The following is a 16,889-nucleotide window of genomic DNA, read 5'->3' as shown; positions in this document are numbered from 1 at the left end:
CCCTGCCTCACCTTGGCATCTTCAGGCGAAGCGGTGTCAGGCGACCGTCGTCGGAGTGTCCCGCAAGGTGACGTTGGCGTGGCTCTCCTGGAAGCTCTGGTCGGAGACCAAGGTAAGTCGGGCGGTGGACTGGAACTCCGGCAGCGTGGCGGAGCCGCAGGAGACCATCGTGGTCTTGAGCTTGGCGATGGTCACGGAGAGTCCCTCGTTGAGGTCACCGGCGTAGGGGACGTAGCCGTCGACGCCTTCCTCGAAGATCAGGCCCTGGCCGCCCTGCCCGTAGCGCTGCCAGTTGCGGGCCCGGTTCGAGCCCTCACCCCAGTACTCCTTCACGAAGCCGTCACGGGTGGGGAGTTTCGCCCCGGCGGCCTGGTCGAAGCGGGCGAAGTAGCGCCCCATCATGACGAAGTCGGCGCCCATCGCCAGCGCCAGGGCCACGTGGTAGTCGTGGACCAGGCCGCCGTCGGAGCAGATCGGCACGTAGGCGCCCGTGCGCTCCGCGAAGGCGTCCCGGGCCGCGGCGACATCCAGCACGGCGCTGGCCTGGCCGCGTCCGATGCCCTTCTGGTCGCGGGTGATGCAGATGGAGCCACCGCCCACCCCGACCTTGACGAAGTCCGCGCCGGCCTCGGCCAGGAAGGTGAACGCCTCGCCGTCGACCACGTTGCCGCCGCCGATCGGGATCTCCGGATAGTGCTTCTTCACCCACGTCAGGGCCTGTGCCTGCCAGTCGCTGTAGCCGTCGGAGGAGTCGAAGCACAGGACGTCCGCACCTGCCTCCAGCAGCGCGGGAACGCGCTCGCGGTAGTCGTGGGTGTTGACGCCGGCACCCACGCGCAGGCGCTTGGCCGCGTCCACGACCTGGTTCGGGAACCGTTTGTTGTCCGCGTAGTCGGACCGGAACACCAGATGCTGCAGACGGCCCTCGGCGTCCAGCACGGGCAGGCAGTCCAGCCGCTGGTCCCACAACTGCGCGTTGGCCTCGGAGAGCGTGGTGTCGGCGCCGGCATGGGGCAGGTCGGCGATGGGGGTCATCCGGCCGCTGACCGGTCCGGCCAGGTCGTGACGCTGGGGATGGAAGTCACGCGAGGTCACCAGGCCCAGGAGACGCCCGGTTCCGGTCCCGTCGTGGGTGACGGCCGCGGTGCTGTGGCCGGTGCGGCGCATGACCTCGACCAGCTCGCTCAGACTGTCGTCCGGGCGGATGTTGGTGTCGCTGGTGACGAACCCGGCCTTGAAGTTCTTGACCTCGCGCACCGCCGCGACCTGGTCCTGAATCGACTGGTTGTGGTGCAGGAAGCTCAGGCCGCCGTTGCGTGCGAGGGCGATCGCAAGCTCCGGCGTGCTGACGGCCTGCATGATCGCGGACGTGAACGGGGACTGCAACTCGATCGCCGGCGTCTCACCCACCAGGTGCCGCACCAGGGGCGTCCGCAGGTCAACCGTGGCGGGCGAGCAATCGGTGCGGGTCCGGTTCGGCAGCAGCAAGAACTCGTTGAACGTCCGCGAGACCTCGGCCATGATCTGTGCCACTGTTCCTCCTGACCCGTCGGCCGGGGCCCGACTGCCCGGCCGTGAAGACCGCCCCTCATGTCAGAAGGTCCAGGCGGTCAGGGGCCAGCTGGCAGGCGTGGTGGTGCCACGAGCCGCAGCAGGGCTCCGACCAGCACGTCGATCCGGCAGGGTACGGTCGTGACCTGGCACCCTACCGATTGCCCCGTCAGCGCACGAATCCTCACCACTCATCGGCGACCGGCAGCCGATCTTCCCTGGCACGTCCCTACCTCCCGATCAGCTTGTCGTTCATGCGTCACAAACAGGCACTCAACAGCGCGGCGCGTCCGTGGCTCTGCAGCGGAGCGTGTCGATCTGATCAGGAGAGAGGCCGACGGAGACGTTGGCACCCCGGTCCGCTCCGACGATGACAACGGTTCCGCGGAGTCTGACCCTGGCCCCGTAGTCGTGCGCGAGCCGTGTGGCCGCTTCATTGAGAGGCCGCCTCCTCACCCCGCTCTCCTCATCGAGCCAGGCGTCCCATCTGTCGGTGACGGCGACGCATTCGACGCATTCGGCGCCGATGATCGCACGCAGGGAGCGGAGGAACCTGGAGCCGCCGTCGTCGCCGAGGTCGACAACGGTCGGCCTACCGTTGACAGGGATGGACAGGGCCTTCACTTCGGGCTCGCTGACTGGTCGTCTTGGAGGCGTCGGCGCAGGACCAGCAGTTCGCCGTGGGCGGCCTCCAACGCGGCGCGGAGTTCGGTGATCTGCTCCCTGTGCTGCTTGCGGATCTGCGCCAACTGCTGTGTGAGCCTCCTGATCAGCGTGCTTTCCGCAGCCTCGGCGTCGGCGTCGGTCCTCGCGCGGCTGCACCTCGACAACTGCGGTGGTCCCCGTGCCGGGCTGCCAGTCACGGTGCCGCAGGAGGAGGGCCTCGGCAAGCCGTAGACCGGTCTCTTCGAGAAGGCTCCAGAACAAGCGGAACCGCAGGTCACCGGACCATTGCCCGTTGTCGAGTCGTGCTGCGTCGTCCTTGATGACGGTGATCTGCCGTGGCGACAGGAACGGAGGCGGGCTGTGCGGGCCACGACGGCGGCCGACTACTCGGCGGTCCTGGCCTCCGCCGACGTGACCCAGGAAGGACGCGTACTGGCCACGCGACTCCAGCGTCGGTGCTCTGGACAAAGACAGTCAGCCCACCGGCTACCTTTTCAGGTGCCGCGCCTGCGGCAGGTACATGGCGTACGCAGACTTCACGTAGCCGCAGTCAGGCGGCCGCGGCCGGGCCCAGCCGTTGGCGAAGTCGCACTTGAGGTCGGTCCAGCGGCGTTGCTCGTCAGGGGTGTAGCTGGGGTGGTCCCGGAGGCGGACCAGGGCACGGACCCAGCGGCCCCAGAGGCCGCCGGGCTCGGTGAAGCGTTCGGCGTGGTGGGCGTCGAGGCGGAGGAGGGCGCCGAGGGCCTCGGGTTGGTCGTCCACAATGCAGGCGACGGCCCCGGAACGCGCGATCGGCGCCACAGCTGAGGGCCGCCACCCCTGGTGGGTGGCGGCCCTCGCTGTTACTGACACTGGGTCAGAGAATCGACCGAGCGGTGCACACACGGTGCACAAGGGGGTGGAAGACCAGCGGGAACAACGAGAACTGCTGCGAAGTGTTTTTGCAGTTCGCAGCCGGTTCCCTGGTCTCCCGCCCGGGTCGCCCGACCCTGATCTTTAGATGTCGAAGTACAGCTCAAACTCGTGCGGGTGCGGCCGCAGCTGGATCGGGGCGATCTCGTTCGTCCGCTTGTAGTCGATCCACGTCTCGATCAGGTCCGACGTGAAGACCCCGCCGACCTGCAGGTACTCGTTGTCCGCCTCCAGCGCCTCGAGCACCGCCGGGAGCGAGGTCGGGACCTGCGGGACGCTCGCGTGCTCGTCCGGGGCCAGCTCGTACAGGTCCTTGTCGATCGGCTCGGCCGGCTCGATCTTGTTCTTGACGCCGTCGAGGCCCGCGAGCAGCAGGGCCGAGAAGGCCAGGTACGGGTTCGACGACGGGTCCGGCGCGCGGAACTCGACGCGCTTGGCCTTCGGGTTCGAGCCCGTGATCGGGATACGCATCGCCGCCGAGCGGTTGCGCTGCGAGTAGACCAGGTTGACCGGGGCCTCGAAGCCGGGGACCAGACGGTGGTACGAGTTCACCGTCGGGTTCGTGAAGGCCAGCAGCGACGGCGCGTGCTTCAGGATGCCGCCGATGTAGTAGCGGGCGATGTCCGACAGGCCCGCGTAGCCCTGCTCGTCGTAGAACAGCGGGACGCCGCCCTGCCACAGGGACTGGTGGACGTGCATGCCCGAGCCGTTGTCGCCGAAGATCGGCTTCGGCATGAAGGTCGCGGTCTTGCCGTTGCGCCACGCGACGTTCTTCACGATGTACTTGAAGAGCATCAGGTCGTCGGCCGCGGCCAGCAGCGTGTTGAACTTGTAGTTGATCTCCGCCTGGCCGGCCGTGCCCACCTCGTGGTGCTGGCGCTCGACCTGGAGGCCGTTCTTGTCCAGCTCCAGGGAGATCTCGGCACGCAGGTCGGCGAAGTGGTCCACCGGCGGGGCCGGGAAGTAGCCGCCCTTGTAGCGGACCTTGTAGCCACGGTTGTTCTCGACCGCACCGGTGTTCCAGGCGCCGGCCTCGGAGTCGATGTGGTAGAAGCTCTCGTTCGCGGCGGTGTTGAAGCGCACGTTGTCGAATACGTAGAACTCGGCCTCGGGGCCGAAGTACGCGGTGTCCGCGACGCCTGTGGAGGCGAGGTAGGCCTCGGCCTTCTTCGCCACGTTCCGCGGGTCACGGCTGTACTGCTCGCCCGTGATCGGGTCGTGGATGAAGAAGTTGATGTTGACCGTCTTGTCCTTGCGGAACGGGTCGAGACGGGCGGTCGACAGGTCCGCGCGGAGCGCCATGTCGGACTCGTGGATGGCCTGGAAACCGCGGATGGACGAGCCGTCGAAGGCAAGCTCGTCGTCCGGGTTAAACACCGCTGCCGGGATGGTGAAGTGCTGCATCACACCGGGCAGGTCGCAGAACCGGACATCGACGAACTTCACATCCTCGTCGGCGATGAACTTCTTCGCGTCGTCGGCGTTCTGGAACATCCAACTCCTCCTACTCCCGACCCGGGAGGGGCGGGGTTGCAGCTCGGTCGTGCGGCCAGTGCGGTGGCACACGCTGGACCCGACCATAGGCAGACGGGATTTCTCCAGCATGACCCATTTGTTTCGACGAAGTTAACCGGACCGGGGTCGGAGTCGTGTCAAGGCCCCACCCGCGGGTGGGTGAAACCGGTCGCAGTACCGTGTACGGGTGGACAACAGGCAAGCAATCGGATCGTGGCTCTCCGGGCCCCGCGCGGCGGCCGAGGACATGGGCGCCGACTTCGGTCACCGGGGCGAGCGGCTCGGTCTGCCGGCGGCGGGACCGGGCTCCATCGCCCCCCTCGGGCGGCGCTTCGGCGCCGTGTTCGTCGACTGGGGGCTCTGCCTCCTGATCGCATACGGGCTGTTCGCCAACGGTGACCGGCAGGCCGCCGGGAACTGGGCGCTCGGCATCTTCCTCGTACTCGGTGTGCTGACCGTGGGCACGGTCGGCTTCACCCCCGGAAAGCGGCTCCTCGGGCTGCGCGTCGTCGCCGAGGACGGCGGGCGGCTGGGGATCTTCCGGGTTCTCGTACGGAGCGTCCTGCTCTGCCTCGCCATTCCGGCGCTCATCTGGGACCGCGACGGGCGCGGGCTGCACGACCGCCTCGCCCGCGCCGTACAGGTGCGGATCTAGAAGCGGGCAGGAAGCGGCCAAGAAGCGGGCAGGACAGGAAAAGGACAAGAGAAAAGAGGAGGCGGCCGGGACACTTCGTCCCGGCCGCCTCCTCTGCTTCTTCTCGTAGGTCAGCGCATCTTTCCGCCGCGCGGCATCCGCATGCCCTTCGGCATCGGACCCTTTGGCAGCGGCATATTGCTCATCAGGTCACCCATGGCCCGCAGCCGGTCGTTCGCCGCCGTGACCTGCGGTCCGGTCAGCACCCGCGGCAGCTTCAGCATCGTGGTGCGCACCTTCTGCAGCGGCACCTGGCCCTCGCCGTCGCCGACGACGATGTCGTGCACCGGTACGTCCAACACGATGCGCGCCATCTTCTTCTTCTCGGCCGCCAGCAGCGTCTTCAACCGGTTCGGGTTGCCCTCCGCCACCAGCACGATGCCTGCCTTGCCGACCGCCCGGTGCACTACATCCTGGCTGCGGTTCATCGCCACCGCAGGGGTCGTGGTCCAGCCACGGCCCACGTTCTGCAGTACGGCCGCCGCCGCGCCCGGCTGTCCTTCCATCTGTCCGAAGGCCGCTCGCTCGGCGCGGCGTCCGAAGATGATCGCCATCGCCAGGAAGGCCAGCAGGAAGCCAAGGATGCCCAGATAAATGGGGTGGTCGATCAAGAAGCCGATCGCGAGGATGACACCGAAGGTGACGATTCCCACAGCCGCGACGACAAGACCGACCTTCGGGTCGGCCTTCCGGGTCATCTTGTACGTCAGGGCGATCTGCTTCAGTCGCCCAGTTTCCGCTGCAGCGTCACCGCTGTCTGAGTTTGCCTTCCTCGCCATGAGTGGAAGTTTACGTGGCCTAGGAAGTGCGGTCGGCCACGGCCTCCAGTACATGCTGTGCCTCGACCCGGTCCTTGGCCCGGCGCCGGTCTTCGAGGACCGCCGTCCATGCGTTACGGCGGGCGGTGCGCTGCCCGCCGCCCAGGAGCAGAGACTCCATGGCGCGCAGAGCGTCGGTGACGGACGGGATGGCGGTTGCGCGTACGGGACGAACCGGCGCGGCCTGCATGGTGGAGGTCCCCCTTCGGGGCGAGCGTCGACGATGAGTGGGAGCGGTGCGGTGCGGGTGCGTGCGGTGCGGGGTGCAGTGAGCGATACGTGATGCGGTGCGTGCGGTGCGTGCTGTGCGTAAAGCTAATGTCACTGATTGGTGTTACCAGCGCGTGACCCGGCGGTCAAACACCGATGAAACCTTGACGCGTTGCTCCAAAACGCTGACGCGGCTCGTACCCTGCCCCGACCTGCGGGGAGCGTACGAGCCGCGTCCAACCTCTGTTACTCAGCGGTAGTTGCTTGTGCCTGAATTCACACAGTCGAACCGTCTGCGATCACGCCGTCTGCGGCGCCACCGCGCTCCGGCGCTCCATCGCCTGCTGGTACAGCCGGCCCGCGCGGTACGAGGAACGCACCAGCGGTCCCGACATCACACCGGAGAAGCCGATCTCCTCGGCCTCCTCCTTCAGCTCCACGAACTCGTGCGGCTTCACCCAGCGCTCGACCGGGTGGTGCCGTACCGAAGGGCGCAGGTACTGGGTGATCGTGATCAGCTCGCAGCCCGCCTCGTGCAGGTGCCGCAGTGCCTCGCTCACCTCTGCGCGCTCCTCGCCCATGCCCAGGATGAGGTTCGACTTGGTGACCAGGCCCGCCTCGCGGGCGCGGGTGATGACCTCGAGGGAGCGCTCGTAACGGAAACCGGGGCGGATCCGCTTGAAGATCCGCGGCACGGTCTCGACGTTGTGGCCGAGCACCTCGGGGCGGGAGGAGAAGACCTCGGCCAGCTGCTCGGGCACCGCGTTGAAGTCGGGGATGAGGAGCTCGACCTTGGTGTGGCCGGCTTCGCGCTCCGACGTCATCGTATGGATCTGGCGCACGGTCTCCGCGTACAGCCAGGCGCCGCCGTCCTCAAGGTCGTCGCGTGCGACGCCGGTGATGGTGGCGTAGTTCAGGTCCATCGTGACGACCGACTCGCCCACGCGGCGCGGCTCGTCGAGATCGAGGGCGGCGGGCTTGCCGGTGTCGATCTGGCAGAAGTCACAGCGCCGGGTGCACTGGTCGCCGCCAATGAGGAAGGTCGCCTCGCGGTCCTCCCAGCACTCGTAGATGTTCGGACAGCCGGCCTCCTGGCACACGGTGTGCAGACCCTCGCTCTTCACGAGCTTCTGCATCTGCGTGTACTCGGGGCCCATCTTCGCCCGGGTCTTGATCCACTCGGGCTTGCGCTCGATGGGGGTCTGGCTGTTCCGGACCTCAAGGCGCAGCATCTTGCGTCCGTCGGGTGCGACTGCGGACACGTCCGGCTCCCTACGACTTCGATTCTTCGGCGGACACCAGGGTACGCCCGTTATTTGTGTGGCCTTACGTCTGGCCAACCTCTGGCCAGAGGGGCGCATTCCCTAGACGGCGGCTTCGACCGCGGCTTCGACCGCGGGCTCGGGCGCGGGCTCGACGGAGCGCGGCCGCAGCTCGGCGTTCTCCAGGACGGCGCGCAGGTGCTTCTCGATGACCGGGAGCACCTCGGCGATGGTGATCCCGCGGCCCAGTTCGTACGAGAGCGAGGTGACGCCCGCATCCCGGATGCCGCACGGCACGATCCGGTCGAACCAGGTGTTGTCGGGGTTCACGTTGATCGCGAAGCCGTGCATCGAGACGCCCTTGGCGATACGGATGCCGATCGCGGCGAGCTTGCGGTCCTCGCGGCGCTGGCCGGCGTTGGACGGGGCGTACTCCGGGCCGTTCAGCCTGGGGTCGAACTCCTCGTCCTGCAAGCGCGGGTCGAAGTCCAGCGACAGACCGCCGATCGACGGGCGCTGCTCGACCGGGTCGCCGAGCACCCACACGCCGCTGCGGCCCTCGATGCGCGTGGTCTCCAGTCCGAACTCCGTGCAGGTGAGGATCAGCGCGTCCTCGAGCCGGCGCACATGCGCGACGACGTCCACCGGGCGCGGCAGCTTCAGGATCGGGTAGCCGACCAGCTGGCCGGGGCCGTGCCAGGTGATCTTGCCGCCGCGGTCGACGTCGACGACGGGAGTGCCGTCCAGGGGACGCTCGCTGTCCTGCGTGCGCCGCCCGGCCGTGTAGACCGGCGGGTGCTCGAGCAGCAGGCAGGTGTCCTCGATCTCGTCCGCGAACCGGGCGGCGTGGACCTCGCGCTGCTTCTGCCACGCCTCCTGGTACTCGACCGCTTCCTCGCCGAACCCCAGTCGGACGAACCGCAGCTCACTCACGAGCTCACCCACGGCTGTGCCTCCCTAGAACCTTCACCCTGCACTCATCACGCCCCAGCCACTGTACGGCGGCTCCCGGAAGGGCGTCCGGGGAGGTGCCGACCAGGCGGTCCTCGTCAGCGACGCCCCCAATCCTCACACGATCGGATGAATGTGGGGCGAAGGCGGTGGTGGGGGCGGGAAGGGCCGCTAAATTCGCGCCGTTCCATGAAGGGCTGCTCCCGGCCCGGAAGGCAGGAGACCGCACCGCTGATGACGGAACGACCCCCACAGCGCATCCCCAACCGACAGCTCGCCGCGCTCATCGCAGAAGCCGGATTCTCCAACGCAGGCCTTGCTCGCCGAGTGGACCAGCTCGGACTCGAGCATGGCCTTGATCTGCGCTACGACAAGACCTCGGTGACCCGCTGGCTGCGCGGCCAGCAGCCGCGCGGTACGACGCCTGCCCTGATCGCGGAGGTGTTCACCCGGCGGCTGGGCCGTCGGCTCTCGGCGCAGGACCTGGGTCTGGACGCCTGTGCGCCCGTCTACGCCGGTCTTGAGTTCGCGGCGACGCCCGAGGAGGCGGTGGACATCGTCGGCGGGCTGTGGCGCAAGGACTCGGGCAGCCACGCGGAGCTGCGGAAGATCGCGTTCACCCCCGCCGGACTGGTGGTCCCGAGCAGGGACTGGCTGATCGGACGGGCCGACGAGCGGGTGAGCCGGGGGGACGCGATGCCGCACGGGACCACCCGCATCCCCTTACAGGGCAGGGCGACCGTGCCCCGGCAGCGCGGCACCGACCGGGGCCCCGGGCAGAAGGTCTCCAACGGCGACATCGCCGCGCTGCGGTCGGTCGCCGAGCTGTTCCGCACCCTCGACCACGCCTACGGCGGGGGGCACGCCAGGCAGGCCCTGGTGCGCTATCTCGAGCACGAGGCCGAGCCGATGCTCCGCGGCACCTACGGGGAGGTGACCGGGCGGCGCCTCTTCGCCGCAGCCGCCGATCTGACCCGGCTGGCCGGCTGGACCTCGTACGACATCGCGGCGCACGGCCTCGCGCAGCGCTACTTCGTGCAGGCGCTGCGGCTCTCCCAGGCGGCGGGCGACCGGGCGTACGGCTCGTATGTGCTGGTCACCATGAGCCGGCAGGCGGTCTATCTGGGGCACGGGCGCGAGGCGGTGCAGCTGACGCGCGTCGCCCAGCAGGGGGTGGGGTCAGCGGCCCCGCCCCTCGTGCAGGCGCTGCTGCACTCCGTCGAGGCGCGCGGGCACGGCGTGCTGGGCGAGGTCCGGGCGTGCACGGCCTCGCTCGTACGTGCCGAGCGGGCGCTGGAGACCGCCCGGCCCGGGGACGACGTCCCGCACTGGGCGCGTTTCTTCGACGAGGCGCAGCTCGCCGACGAGTTCGGGCACTGCCACCGGGATCTGCAGCAGTACCGGTCGGCGGTGCAGCACGCGGAGCGCTCGCTCCAACTGCGCGCACCGGCGTTCGCGCGCAGCCGGCTCTTCTGCAGGGTGGTGCTGGCCACCGCCCGGCTCGGCCTGGGCGAGCTGGACCAGGCGTGCGCGCTGGGGGCGGAGGCGGCGTTGCAGGCGTCGGAGATGCGGTCGGCGCGGGCGGTGGAGTACGTACGGGAATTCGAGCGGAGGCTGGATCCGTACCGGGACGCGGCGGCGGTCCGCAACTACCGGGACCGGGTCGCTGCGCTTGGCTAGGGGGTGTTTGGCGCTTTGTCCTCAATCGCCGGACGCGTGGAAAATTCGGCCCGAGCTAGGCCACCGCCGAGAGCGCGGCCGCCTCGTGACCCGTCACGACGCCGAAATCCCGCAGAATCGCATCCGCGGCACGGCGGCCCGAGTACAGCGCCCCCTGGACCGTGCTCGTGTCGCGGTGGTCCCCGCACACGTACAGCCCGGACAGCAGCCGCACCGGGCGGCGCACATCGTGCGGCGGGGGCATCGCGGGGACCGCCTCCGGGGAGTGGTGGACCGTGAGCAGCTCCCACTCGTCCGTCGGCGTGCCGTACAGCGTGGCCAGATGCGCGCGGACCGTGCGGTCCAGGTCCGGCGGGGGAGTGCCGAGCACCGTCGATGAGATCAGCACGCGGCCGTGCGGCGCGCGCGACGGGTCGACCTCGCTCATCACCGCCGTGTGCGAGACGGGACCGCCGCGGTCCGCGTCCAGCAGCAGCGCCGCCTCGGTGAGCGGCGGCGCGGGCGCCGTGTGGTGAAGGACCGTCACCGGGTGGAAGGACGGCACCCGCAGGCCCGGCAGGAGTTCGGCGGCCGCGCGGGCGCCGGTCGCCAGCACCAGGGCGCGGCAGCCGATTTCGCCGTGCTCCGCCGTCGTCACGCGGCTGATGGACGCGTCGGTGACCCGTACCCCCGTGTGTACGGTGCCGGGCGGCAGCGCCGCCGCCAGCTGCTCGGGGAACGCCGCGGCGCCGCCCGCCGGTACGCACATCAGGCCCCGCGCGAAGCCGCGCAGTGCCAGATCGGCGCACCGGCTGGAGGTGGTCAGCGCCGGGTCGCAGAGCAGCGCGGACAGCAGCGGGCGCAGGAAGCCGTGGACCGCACGGGCCGGGAGGCCGCGGGCACAGAGCGAACTCGCGGTGGGCCGCTCTGGGCGGGCAAGCAGGCGCTCCACCGGCATCGCGGCGAGACGGGCGAGTGACGCGCCGAGCCTGGCCTGGTCCAGCGGCCTGGGGGCGCTCGCCAGGGCGCGCGCGACCGTCAATGCGCCCCCTACGCCCCGGAGGGGGTAGGAAGACCCCCATCGCGGGCTACCCGCCTCACCGGCCCGCCGGACCACTTCGCCGGTCCGCTGCAGCCGTCCCCCGCTGTGCACGAGCACCCCGGGCGAGAACGGCCGCAGGGCCGCCTCCCCGAGCCCCGCCGTACGGCGCAGCTCCGGATAGGAGGTGTTGAGCAACTGTCCTATGCGGTCGAGCCGGAAACCGTCGATCTGTTCGGTGGCCATCCGGCCGCCCACTTCAGGGGCGGCCTCCAGAACGCTGACCGAGACGCCTGCGCTGGTCAGTTGATGAGCCGCCGAGAGACCGGCGATCCCGGCCCCGACGATGACGACATCCGCATGGTGAGCGCTGCTGAGCACGTGCCCCTCCCCGAGGTCGGCGCGGCTGGTGGGAGGCTCATGCCCCCAACAGGCCCAGGGAATACCCGAGTTCGGACCGAGACTAGGGAGCCGTGGCCGCACTGCCAGTCGCGCACACCGCGGAGCACCGGTGCGCGGGGGCGCACACCCGGGGCTCCGCCCGGGACCCCGCGACTCAAACGCCGGAGGGGCTGGAGTTCGCCGCGCGGATCGCCTCGTCGATGCTCGGGAACGCGAACGAGAAGCCCGACTCCAGCAGCCGCGCGGGCAGCGCCCGCTGGCCGGTGAGGATCTCCACGGACATCTCACCCAGCGCGATCCGCAGCGCGGGCGTCGGCACCGTGAAGACCGTCGGACGGTGCAGAACGCGTCCCATCGCCGCCGTGGCCTCGCCGTTGGTGACCGGTTCCGGGGCCGTGAGATTCACCGGACCCGACAGGGACTCGGTATCGAGAAGGTGCCGCAGCGCCGCGATCTCGTCGTGCAGGGCGATGAAGCTCCAGTACTGTCTGCCGTTGCCGAGCCGCCCGCCCAGACCCGCCTTGAACAGCGGGAACATCCGGCCCCACGCGCCGCCCTTGCGCGCCACCACCAGACCGCTGCGGGCGAACACCGTCCGAATGCCCGCCTCCTCGGCCGGAGCCGCCGCCTCCTCCCACTCCACGCACATCCTCGGCAGGAACCCGTCGCCGGGCGGCGCGCCCTCGTCCACCGCACGGTCCCCCGTGTCGCCGTAGTACCCAACGGCGCTCCCCGAGACCAGGACGCGAGGCGGTACGTCGAGGGAGGTGACGGCATCCGCGATCGCGGCCGTGCCGAGCACCCGGCTGTCCCTGAGCTCCTTGCGGTACGCGTCGTTCCAGCGGCGGTCCCCGATCCCCGCCCCGGCGAGGTGGACGACGGCCTCGCAGCCGACCAGGCCGCCCACGTCGACGTACTGCCGGTGCGGGTCCCACTCCACCTCGTCCCCGGCCCGCGATGGCCGCCGTACCAGGCGCACCACCTCGTGCTTGTCGGCGCGCAGCGAGCGCACGAGTGCCGTACCGATGAGTCCGGATGAGCCGGTGACCGCGATCCGCATGGGCCCATCCTGCCCCCGCGGGGCCGCATGGCACAGTGACTCCATGTCCCCGTCTCACATACGCCCCGCACGCCACACGGACGAGGCAGCTCTCGGCGCGCTCGACCGGGACACCTGGTCGCCGCTGCACGCCGTACAGCCGAGGCCGAAGCCGCCGTACGACCCGTTCTTCGACTCGAACCACCGGCCCGAGGACTTCCTGGTCGCCGAGGACCCCGACGGCACGATCACCGGTTACCTACGGCTGATCCCGCCCACCCCGCTCGCCTGCAACCAGCATGTGCGGCAGATCCAGGGCCTCGCCGTCGCGGACCGGGCGCGCGGGCGCGGCATCGCCAGGGCGCTGCTGCGGGCGTCCTTCGACGAGGCGCGGCGCCAGGGCGCGGTCCGGATGACGCTGCGGGTGCTCGGCCACAACAAGCCGGCCCGCGCGTTGTACGAGGCGGAGGGCTTCGCGGTCGAGGGCGTGCTGCCGGGGGAGTTCTACCTGGACGGGCAGTACGTGGACGACGTGATGATGGGCCGCAGCCTGACCGTGTGAGCCGACGAGCCAACGGCCTTGCCGCGACGATGAGTTCCTACGGCTCCCCGAAGCGCTCCCAGAGCCGGGGAAAACGCTGCGCCAGCGCCGCGTCGTCGTCGAAGTCGAACGGCGTGCCCGACGGCTCGGCCGCCTGCGCCGCGATCCCCAGATCCGGTGCCACCACGCCGGTCAGCTGCTCGTACGCCTCGTCCGCCGCGTACCCCAGCTCCTCGCCGTCCCCGTCGATGTCCTCGTCGAACTCGTCGAGCAGCTCGGCGAGCGAGTCCGGGTCGTGCAGCGCGCCCTCGAAGATCTCCCGGCCCCGGCCGATCAGCCAGCAGCGGAAGTAGTCGAAGGCGTCGTCACTGGCACCGCCGAGCAGTACGGCCGCCGCGCCCCACAGATCCCAGCTGTACGCGCGGTTGTAGCGGGCCTCGAAGTGCCGGGCGAAGTCCAGCACGGAGTCGGGGTCGAGCTGCAGCAGCCGCTCGACCAGCAGTTCGGCATGGTCCTCGGGGTCGCCCTCGGCGGCCTCTCGGGTGCTGTCGATGATCTCCCAGAACTCCGTCTCGTCCATCACGGGTCCAGCATCGTGGTTGGCGGGGGGCGGCGCACGCGGAGCCGCCGAAATGCTGACTCTTTCGAATGGCAGACAGAGGATGTCGGGTATTCGTGCGACGGTCGGCGTATGACGACGGACAAGGCACTGAGCCCGCTGACGGGGAAGATCGCGCTGGTCGCGGGGGCCACCCGGGGCGCCGGCCGCGCCATCGCCGTACAGCTGGGCGCGGCGGGCGCGACCGTGTACGCGACAGGCCGGACCACGCGCGAGCGGGTCAGCGAGATGGGCCGGGCGACGGAGACCATCGAGGGGACGGCGGAGCTGGTCACGGCAGCGGGCGGCGAGGGCATCGCCGTACCGGCCGACCATCTGGACCCGGCGCAGGTGCGGGCGCTGATCGAACGGATCGACCGGGACCACGGCCGGCTCGACATCCTGGTCAACGACATCTGGGGCGGCAACCATCTGATCGACTTCAACACGAAGGTGTGGGACGTCGAGCTGGACCGCGGGCTGCGGATGCTGGAGCTCGGTGTGAAGAGCCACATCATCACCAGCAGCTGCGCACTGCCGCTCCTGGTGCGGCAGCCCGGCGGGCTGGTCGTCGAGGTCACCGACGGCACCGCCGAATCGAACAAGGCCTTCCGCGAGAACTTCTACTACGACCTCGCCAAGACCGCTCCGATCCGGATGGCCTTCACCCTCGGCGAGGAGCTGAAGAGTGTCGGCGGCACGGCGGTCGCGGTCACCCCGGGCTTTCTGCGCTCCGAGGAGATGCTCGACACCTTCGGCATCACCGAGGAGACCTGGAGAGAGGGGATCAAGATCCAGCGCCACTTCGCGCTCTCCGAGACGCCGGTGTACATCGGCCGGGGGGTCGCGGCGCTCGCCGCGGACCAGGGGCGGGCGCGCTGGAACGGTCAGTCGCTCTCCAGCGGGCAGCTGGCGAAGGCGTACGGCGTCACGGACGCGGACGGCAGCCGGCCGGACGTCTGGGCCTATCTGGCGGAGGAGGCGGCGGGGGCGGAGCCCTCGATGGACGACTACCGGTGACGACTGGCCGCGACCACTGCCGGTGGAGCCACTGCCGGTGGAGCCACTGGCGGTAGAGCCACTACCGGTAGAGGCGTGCCGTACGGTCCGTGGCGTCGGCGAAGCGGGCACGCAGTTCCGGCGGCCCCAGGACCTCCACATCCGGTCCCAGGGACAGGAGTTGGGTGTACGCCACATTCGCGGACTCCACCGGCAGAGTGACCGTCACCCGGCCCTCGTCGTCCGCTGCCCCGGCCGCCGCCAGTGCCTCGCGCGCGGCGGCGCGGTCGGCGACGTACGGCAGCCGCTCGGCGCCCGCCTCCGAGAGGCGTACGACCACCTCGCTACGGAGGATCGAGCGCGCGAACTGGGCCGCCCGCTCCTCCCAGAACCCCGGCAGATCGAAATCCTCGTCCCGTTCGAACCGCTCATCGCCGAGAGTCACCGCGGTGAACCGGTCGATCCGGTAGACGCGGACCGTGCCCGCGCCGCCGTCGGCGCGGGCGCACAGATACCAGACGCCCGCCTTGAGCACGAGGCCGTACGGAGCCAACTCCCGCTCCACCTCGGCATCCTGGCGCCGGTAGCGGGCGGACAGCAGCCGGTCGTCCCACACCGCCTCCGCGACGGCGGGCAGCAGCTCGGGCGTCGCGGGCTCCTGGTACCAGCCGGGGGCGTCCAGATGGAAGCGCTGAGCCGCGGAGTCGGAGGCGTCCCGCAGGGAGGGCAGCAGCGCCGCGGAGACCTTCAGGCGGGCCGCGGACGCCGCGTCCTGAAGGCCCATCTCCCGCAGCGCGCGCGGCAGCCCGGAGAGGAAGAGCGCCTCGGCCTCACTGCGGCCGAGCCCGGTCAGCCGGGTGCGGTAGCCGCCGACCAGCCGGTACCCGCCGGCCCGCCCCCGGTCGGCGTAGACCGGAACCCCGGCCTCCGACAACGCGAGGGCGTCCCGCGTGATGGTCCGCTCCGACACCTCGAGCTCCTTGGCCAGCTCGGCGCCGGTCATGGAGGGCCGTGCCTGGAGGAGCAGCACCATCTTGATCAGCCGGGCAGCGCGCATCCGCCCATTGTCCACGCGGCGGCCGCGGGCCCGGGGTACCGGACGGAGTCCGGCCGCGGACATCAGAACTCAGCCCAGGGGCTCCTGCAGCTCCGTCACCCACTTCTCGCGGTCCGCCGGGCACTCCAGGGAGACCTCACGCGCGTAGCCCGCCGAGCGGTGGCCGCCCGCGTCCATCCAGCGGCCCAGGATCTGTGCCGTGGGCACGATCGCGTCCATGGGACCGCGGTGCACGATCGTCGCCGCCCGCTCGATGGCCGGCAGGTCGACGGTCTCGAAGCCCTGGCCCGGCTGCGGACCGGCGGCGACCGTGACTCCCGCGTGCACCAGGATCGCGCCGTCGCCCTCGGGCGCGTCCTCGTAGTAGGCGATGCCGGGGCCCGTCGGCGTCACACCGGCCGCCTCGATACGCCGGAACAGCTCGTCGTACAGGGGGCTGATGACAGGGCCGATGTGCTCGGGTCCGTAACCTGCCGCGGTGGCGGTCAGTTCGGCCACCCGTACCGCGGGGATGCTCTTGACGATGACGTCCTCGGTGGGCATGTGCCCCTCGCTCTCGATCGACCGGAGCCTCGCCTCGACCTGGGCCAGCCCGGCGGCCGCCGCGGCCATCGCCTCTTCCAGTTCGGCCCGCCGCAGCGTGAGCATCCCGCGCAGCTCCTCAGAGCTCACGCGCTCCTCCAGGATCTCCCGCACCTGTTGCAGCGTGAAGCCGAGATCCTTCAGGGCGATGATGCGGTTGAGCTGGGCGAGCTGGGCCGCCGCGTAGTAGCGGTAGCCGCTGAACGGGTCGGTGCGCTCGGGGCGCAGCAGCCCGATCGCGTCGTAGTGACGCAGCATGCGGGCCGACACACGGCCGTGCCTGGCGAAGTCTCCGATGGTGAACATGACGCCCCCTACTGCACGGCTTCACACGGTGTCAGGGTCAAGGAGGAACCCCCGGCGGCCGTGCGGCCACCGGGGGTTTCGTACACAC

At 70.2% G+C, this 16,889-nt stretch carries 19 protein-coding genes; 5 read left to right on the top strand and 14 right to left on the bottom strand.

Annotated elements, in window-relative coordinates; genetic code table 11:
- Positions 1-36 precede the first annotated feature (36 nt).
- The 3 genes from SLUN_RS10815 to SLUN_RS41060 form a co-directional block, all read right to left on the bottom strand.
- Positions 37-1,533, bottom strand: coding sequence for an IMP dehydrogenase (locus tag SLUN_RS10815; protein WP_108148289.1), 1,497 nt, complete (start codon positions 1,531-1,533; stop codon positions 37-39).
- Between the two features lie 291 nt (positions 1,534-1,824).
- A complete protein-coding gene (locus SLUN_RS39405; protein WP_159100222.1) occupies positions 1,825-2,175 on the bottom strand; it encodes a DUF3846 domain-containing protein in 351 nt (116 codons plus the stop codon).
- Positions 2,172-2,300: a hypothetical protein gene (locus SLUN_RS41060; protein ID WP_257153701.1), complete on the bottom strand. Its 129-nt coding sequence runs from the start codon at positions 2,298-2,300 to the stop codon at positions 2,172-2,174. Before SLUN_RS41060 ends, SLUN_RS39405 begins: the two co-directional genes overlap by 4 nt.
- 25 nt (positions 2,301-2,325) lie before the next feature.
- Between SLUN_RS41060 and SLUN_RS41055 the strand changes: the two genes are divergently transcribed.
- Positions 2,326-2,448: a hypothetical protein gene (locus tag SLUN_RS41055; protein WP_257153700.1), complete on the top strand. Its 123-nt coding sequence runs from the start codon at positions 2,326-2,328 to the stop codon at positions 2,446-2,448.
- A 255-nt stretch (positions 2,449-2,703) separates the two neighbouring features.
- Here the strand turns inward: SLUN_RS41055 and SLUN_RS10800 are convergent, their stop codons facing one another.
- Both SLUN_RS10800 and glnA read right to left on the bottom strand, forming a co-directional pair.
- Positions 2,704-2,979 (bottom strand): DUF6000 family protein, encoded by a 276-nt coding sequence (locus SLUN_RS10800; protein WP_257153699.1) that lies wholly within the window; start codon positions 2,977-2,979, stop codon positions 2,704-2,706.
- Between the two features lie 234 nt (positions 2,980-3,213).
- The gene (glnA, locus tag SLUN_RS10795; protein ID WP_108148287.1) at positions 3,214-4,623 is read right to left on the bottom strand and encodes a type I glutamate--ammonia ligase; all 1,410 of its coding nucleotides are present in this window, start codon (positions 4,621-4,623) and stop codon (positions 3,214-3,216) included.
- Positions 4,624-4,831: 208 nt separating this feature from the next.
- Here glnA and SLUN_RS10790 point away from each other — a divergent pair, with 208 nt between their 5' ends.
- A complete protein-coding gene (locus tag SLUN_RS10790; protein WP_108148286.1) occupies positions 4,832-5,299 on the top strand; it encodes an RDD family protein in 468 nt (155 codons plus the stop codon).
- 110 nt (positions 5,300-5,409) lie between these two features.
- Here the strand turns inward: SLUN_RS10790 and SLUN_RS10785 are convergent, their stop codons facing one another.
- The 4 genes from SLUN_RS10785 to lipB all read right to left on the bottom strand — a co-directional run bounded on the left by SLUN_RS10785 (position 5,410) and on the right by lipB (position 8,561).
- The gene (locus tag SLUN_RS10785) at positions 5,410-6,117 is read right to left on the bottom strand and encodes a DUF4191 domain-containing protein (RefSeq protein WP_108148285.1); all 708 of its coding nucleotides are present in this window, start codon (positions 6,115-6,117) and stop codon (positions 5,410-5,412) included.
- 19 nt (positions 6,118-6,136) lie between these two features.
- Positions 6,137-6,346, bottom strand: a complete 210-nt coding sequence (locus SLUN_RS10780) for an SCO2195 family GlnR-regulated protein (RefSeq protein WP_108148284.1) — start codon at positions 6,344-6,346, stop codon at positions 6,137-6,139.
- A 319-nt stretch (positions 6,347-6,665) separates the two neighbouring features.
- Positions 6,666-7,628, bottom strand: coding sequence for a lipoyl synthase (lipA, locus tag SLUN_RS10775; protein ID WP_108148283.1), 963 nt, complete (start codon positions 7,626-7,628; stop codon positions 6,666-6,668).
- Positions 7,629-7,730: 102 nt separating this feature from the next.
- Positions 7,731-8,561: a lipoyl(octanoyl) transferase LipB gene (gene lipB, locus SLUN_RS10770; RefSeq protein WP_108154656.1), complete on the bottom strand. Its 831-nt coding sequence runs from the start codon at positions 8,559-8,561 to the stop codon at positions 7,731-7,733.
- Between the two features lie 252 nt (positions 8,562-8,813).
- Here lipB and SLUN_RS10765 point away from each other — a divergent pair, with 252 nt between their 5' ends.
- Positions 8,814-10,259 (top strand): NsdA family TPR-like regulatory protein, encoded by a 1,446-nt coding sequence (locus SLUN_RS10765; protein WP_108154655.1) that lies wholly within the window; start codon positions 8,814-8,816, stop codon positions 10,257-10,259.
- Positions 10,260-10,314: 55 nt separating this feature from the next.
- On the opposite strand, the gene SLUN_RS10760 is transcribed toward SLUN_RS10765, so the two are convergent.
- Positions 10,315-11,658: an NAD(P)/FAD-dependent oxidoreductase gene (locus SLUN_RS10760; protein ID WP_108148282.1), complete on the bottom strand. Its 1,344-nt coding sequence runs from the start codon at positions 11,656-11,658 to the stop codon at positions 10,315-10,317.
- A gap of 175 nt (positions 11,659-11,833) precedes the next feature.
- The gene (locus tag SLUN_RS10755) at positions 11,834-12,739 is read right to left on the bottom strand and encodes a TIGR01777 family oxidoreductase (RefSeq protein WP_108148281.1); all 906 of its coding nucleotides are present in this window, start codon (positions 12,737-12,739) and stop codon (positions 11,834-11,836) included.
- 43 nt (positions 12,740-12,782) lie between these two features.
- On the opposite strand from SLUN_RS10755, the gene SLUN_RS10750 reads away from it, so the two are divergent.
- Positions 12,783-13,280, top strand: coding sequence for a GNAT family N-acetyltransferase (locus tag SLUN_RS10750; RefSeq protein ID WP_108148280.1), 498 nt, complete (start codon positions 12,783-12,785; stop codon positions 13,278-13,280).
- A 37-nt stretch (positions 13,281-13,317) separates the two neighbouring features.
- Here SLUN_RS10750 and SLUN_RS10745 read toward each other — a convergent pair whose 3' ends face one another.
- Positions 13,318-13,839, bottom strand: a complete 522-nt coding sequence (locus SLUN_RS10745; protein WP_108148279.1) for a DUF4240 domain-containing protein — start codon at positions 13,837-13,839, stop codon at positions 13,318-13,320.
- Positions 13,840-13,950: 111 nt separating this feature from the next.
- Here SLUN_RS10745 and SLUN_RS10740 point away from each other — a divergent pair, with 111 nt between their 5' ends.
- Positions 13,951-14,877 (top strand): SDR family oxidoreductase, encoded by a 927-nt coding sequence (locus SLUN_RS10740; protein ID WP_108148278.1) that lies wholly within the window; start codon positions 13,951-13,953, stop codon positions 14,875-14,877.
- Positions 14,878-14,938: 61 nt separating this feature from the next.
- Here SLUN_RS10740 and SLUN_RS10735 read toward each other — a convergent pair whose 3' ends face one another.
- Complete coding sequence (locus SLUN_RS10735) at positions 14,939-15,913, bottom strand: helix-turn-helix transcriptional regulator (protein WP_108154654.1); 975 nt, start codon at positions 15,911-15,913, stop codon at positions 14,939-14,941.
- A 69-nt stretch (positions 15,914-15,982) separates the two neighbouring features.
- On the bottom strand, positions 15,983-16,801 hold the full coding sequence (locus tag SLUN_RS10730; RefSeq protein WP_108148277.1) for a MerR family transcriptional regulator: 819 nt from the start codon (positions 16,799-16,801) through the stop codon (positions 15,983-15,985).
- Positions 16,802-16,889 lie beyond the last annotated feature (88 nt).

This window comes from Streptomyces lunaelactis, assembly GCF_003054555.1.
In the GTDB taxonomy this organism is placed as follows: Bacteria; Actinomycetota; Actinomycetes; order Streptomycetales; family Streptomycetaceae; genus Streptomyces; species Streptomyces lunaelactis.
The sequence above is the reverse complement of the archived record's forward strand: the minus strand, read 5'-3'. Positions and strand labels throughout refer to the sequence as shown.

Excerpts from the sequence above, each read along its gene's own strand:
- SLUN_RS10735 (WP_108154654.1), bottom strand. The coding sequence starts at position 15,913 with ATGCGCGCTGCCCGGCTGATCAAGATGGTGCTGCTCCTCCAGGCACGG.
- SLUN_RS10740 (WP_108148278.1), top strand. The coding sequence starts at position 13,951 with ATGACGACGGACAAGGCACTGAGCCCGCTGACGGGGAAGATCGCGCTG.
- SLUN_RS10780 (WP_108148284.1), bottom strand. The coding sequence starts at position 6,346 with ATGCAGGCCGCGCCGGTTCGTCCCGTACGCGCAACCGCCATCCCGTCC.
- SLUN_RS10750 (WP_108148280.1), top strand. The coding sequence starts at position 12,783 with ATGTCCCCGTCTCACATACGCCCCGCACGCCACACGGACGAGGCAGCT.
- SLUN_RS10755 (WP_108148281.1), bottom strand. The coding sequence starts at position 12,739 with ATGCGGATCGCGGTCACCGGCTCATCCGGACTCATCGGTACGGCACTC.
- glnA (WP_108148287.1), bottom strand. The coding sequence starts at position 4,623 with ATGTTCCAGAACGCCGACGACGCGAAGAAGTTCATCGCCGACGAGGAT.
- SLUN_RS10745 (WP_108148279.1), bottom strand. The coding sequence starts at position 13,839 with ATGGACGAGACGGAGTTCTGGGAGATCATCGACAGCACCCGAGAGGCC.
- SLUN_RS10765 (WP_108154655.1), top strand. The coding sequence starts at position 8,814 with ATGACGGAACGACCCCCACAGCGCATCCCCAACCGACAGCTCGCCGCG.
- SLUN_RS10785 (WP_108148285.1), bottom strand. The coding sequence starts at position 6,117 with ATGGCGAGGAAGGCAAACTCAGACAGCGGTGACGCTGCAGCGGAAACT.
- SLUN_RS10730 (WP_108148277.1), bottom strand. The coding sequence starts at position 16,801 with ATGTTCACCATCGGAGACTTCGCCAGGCACGGCCGTGTGTCGGCCCGC.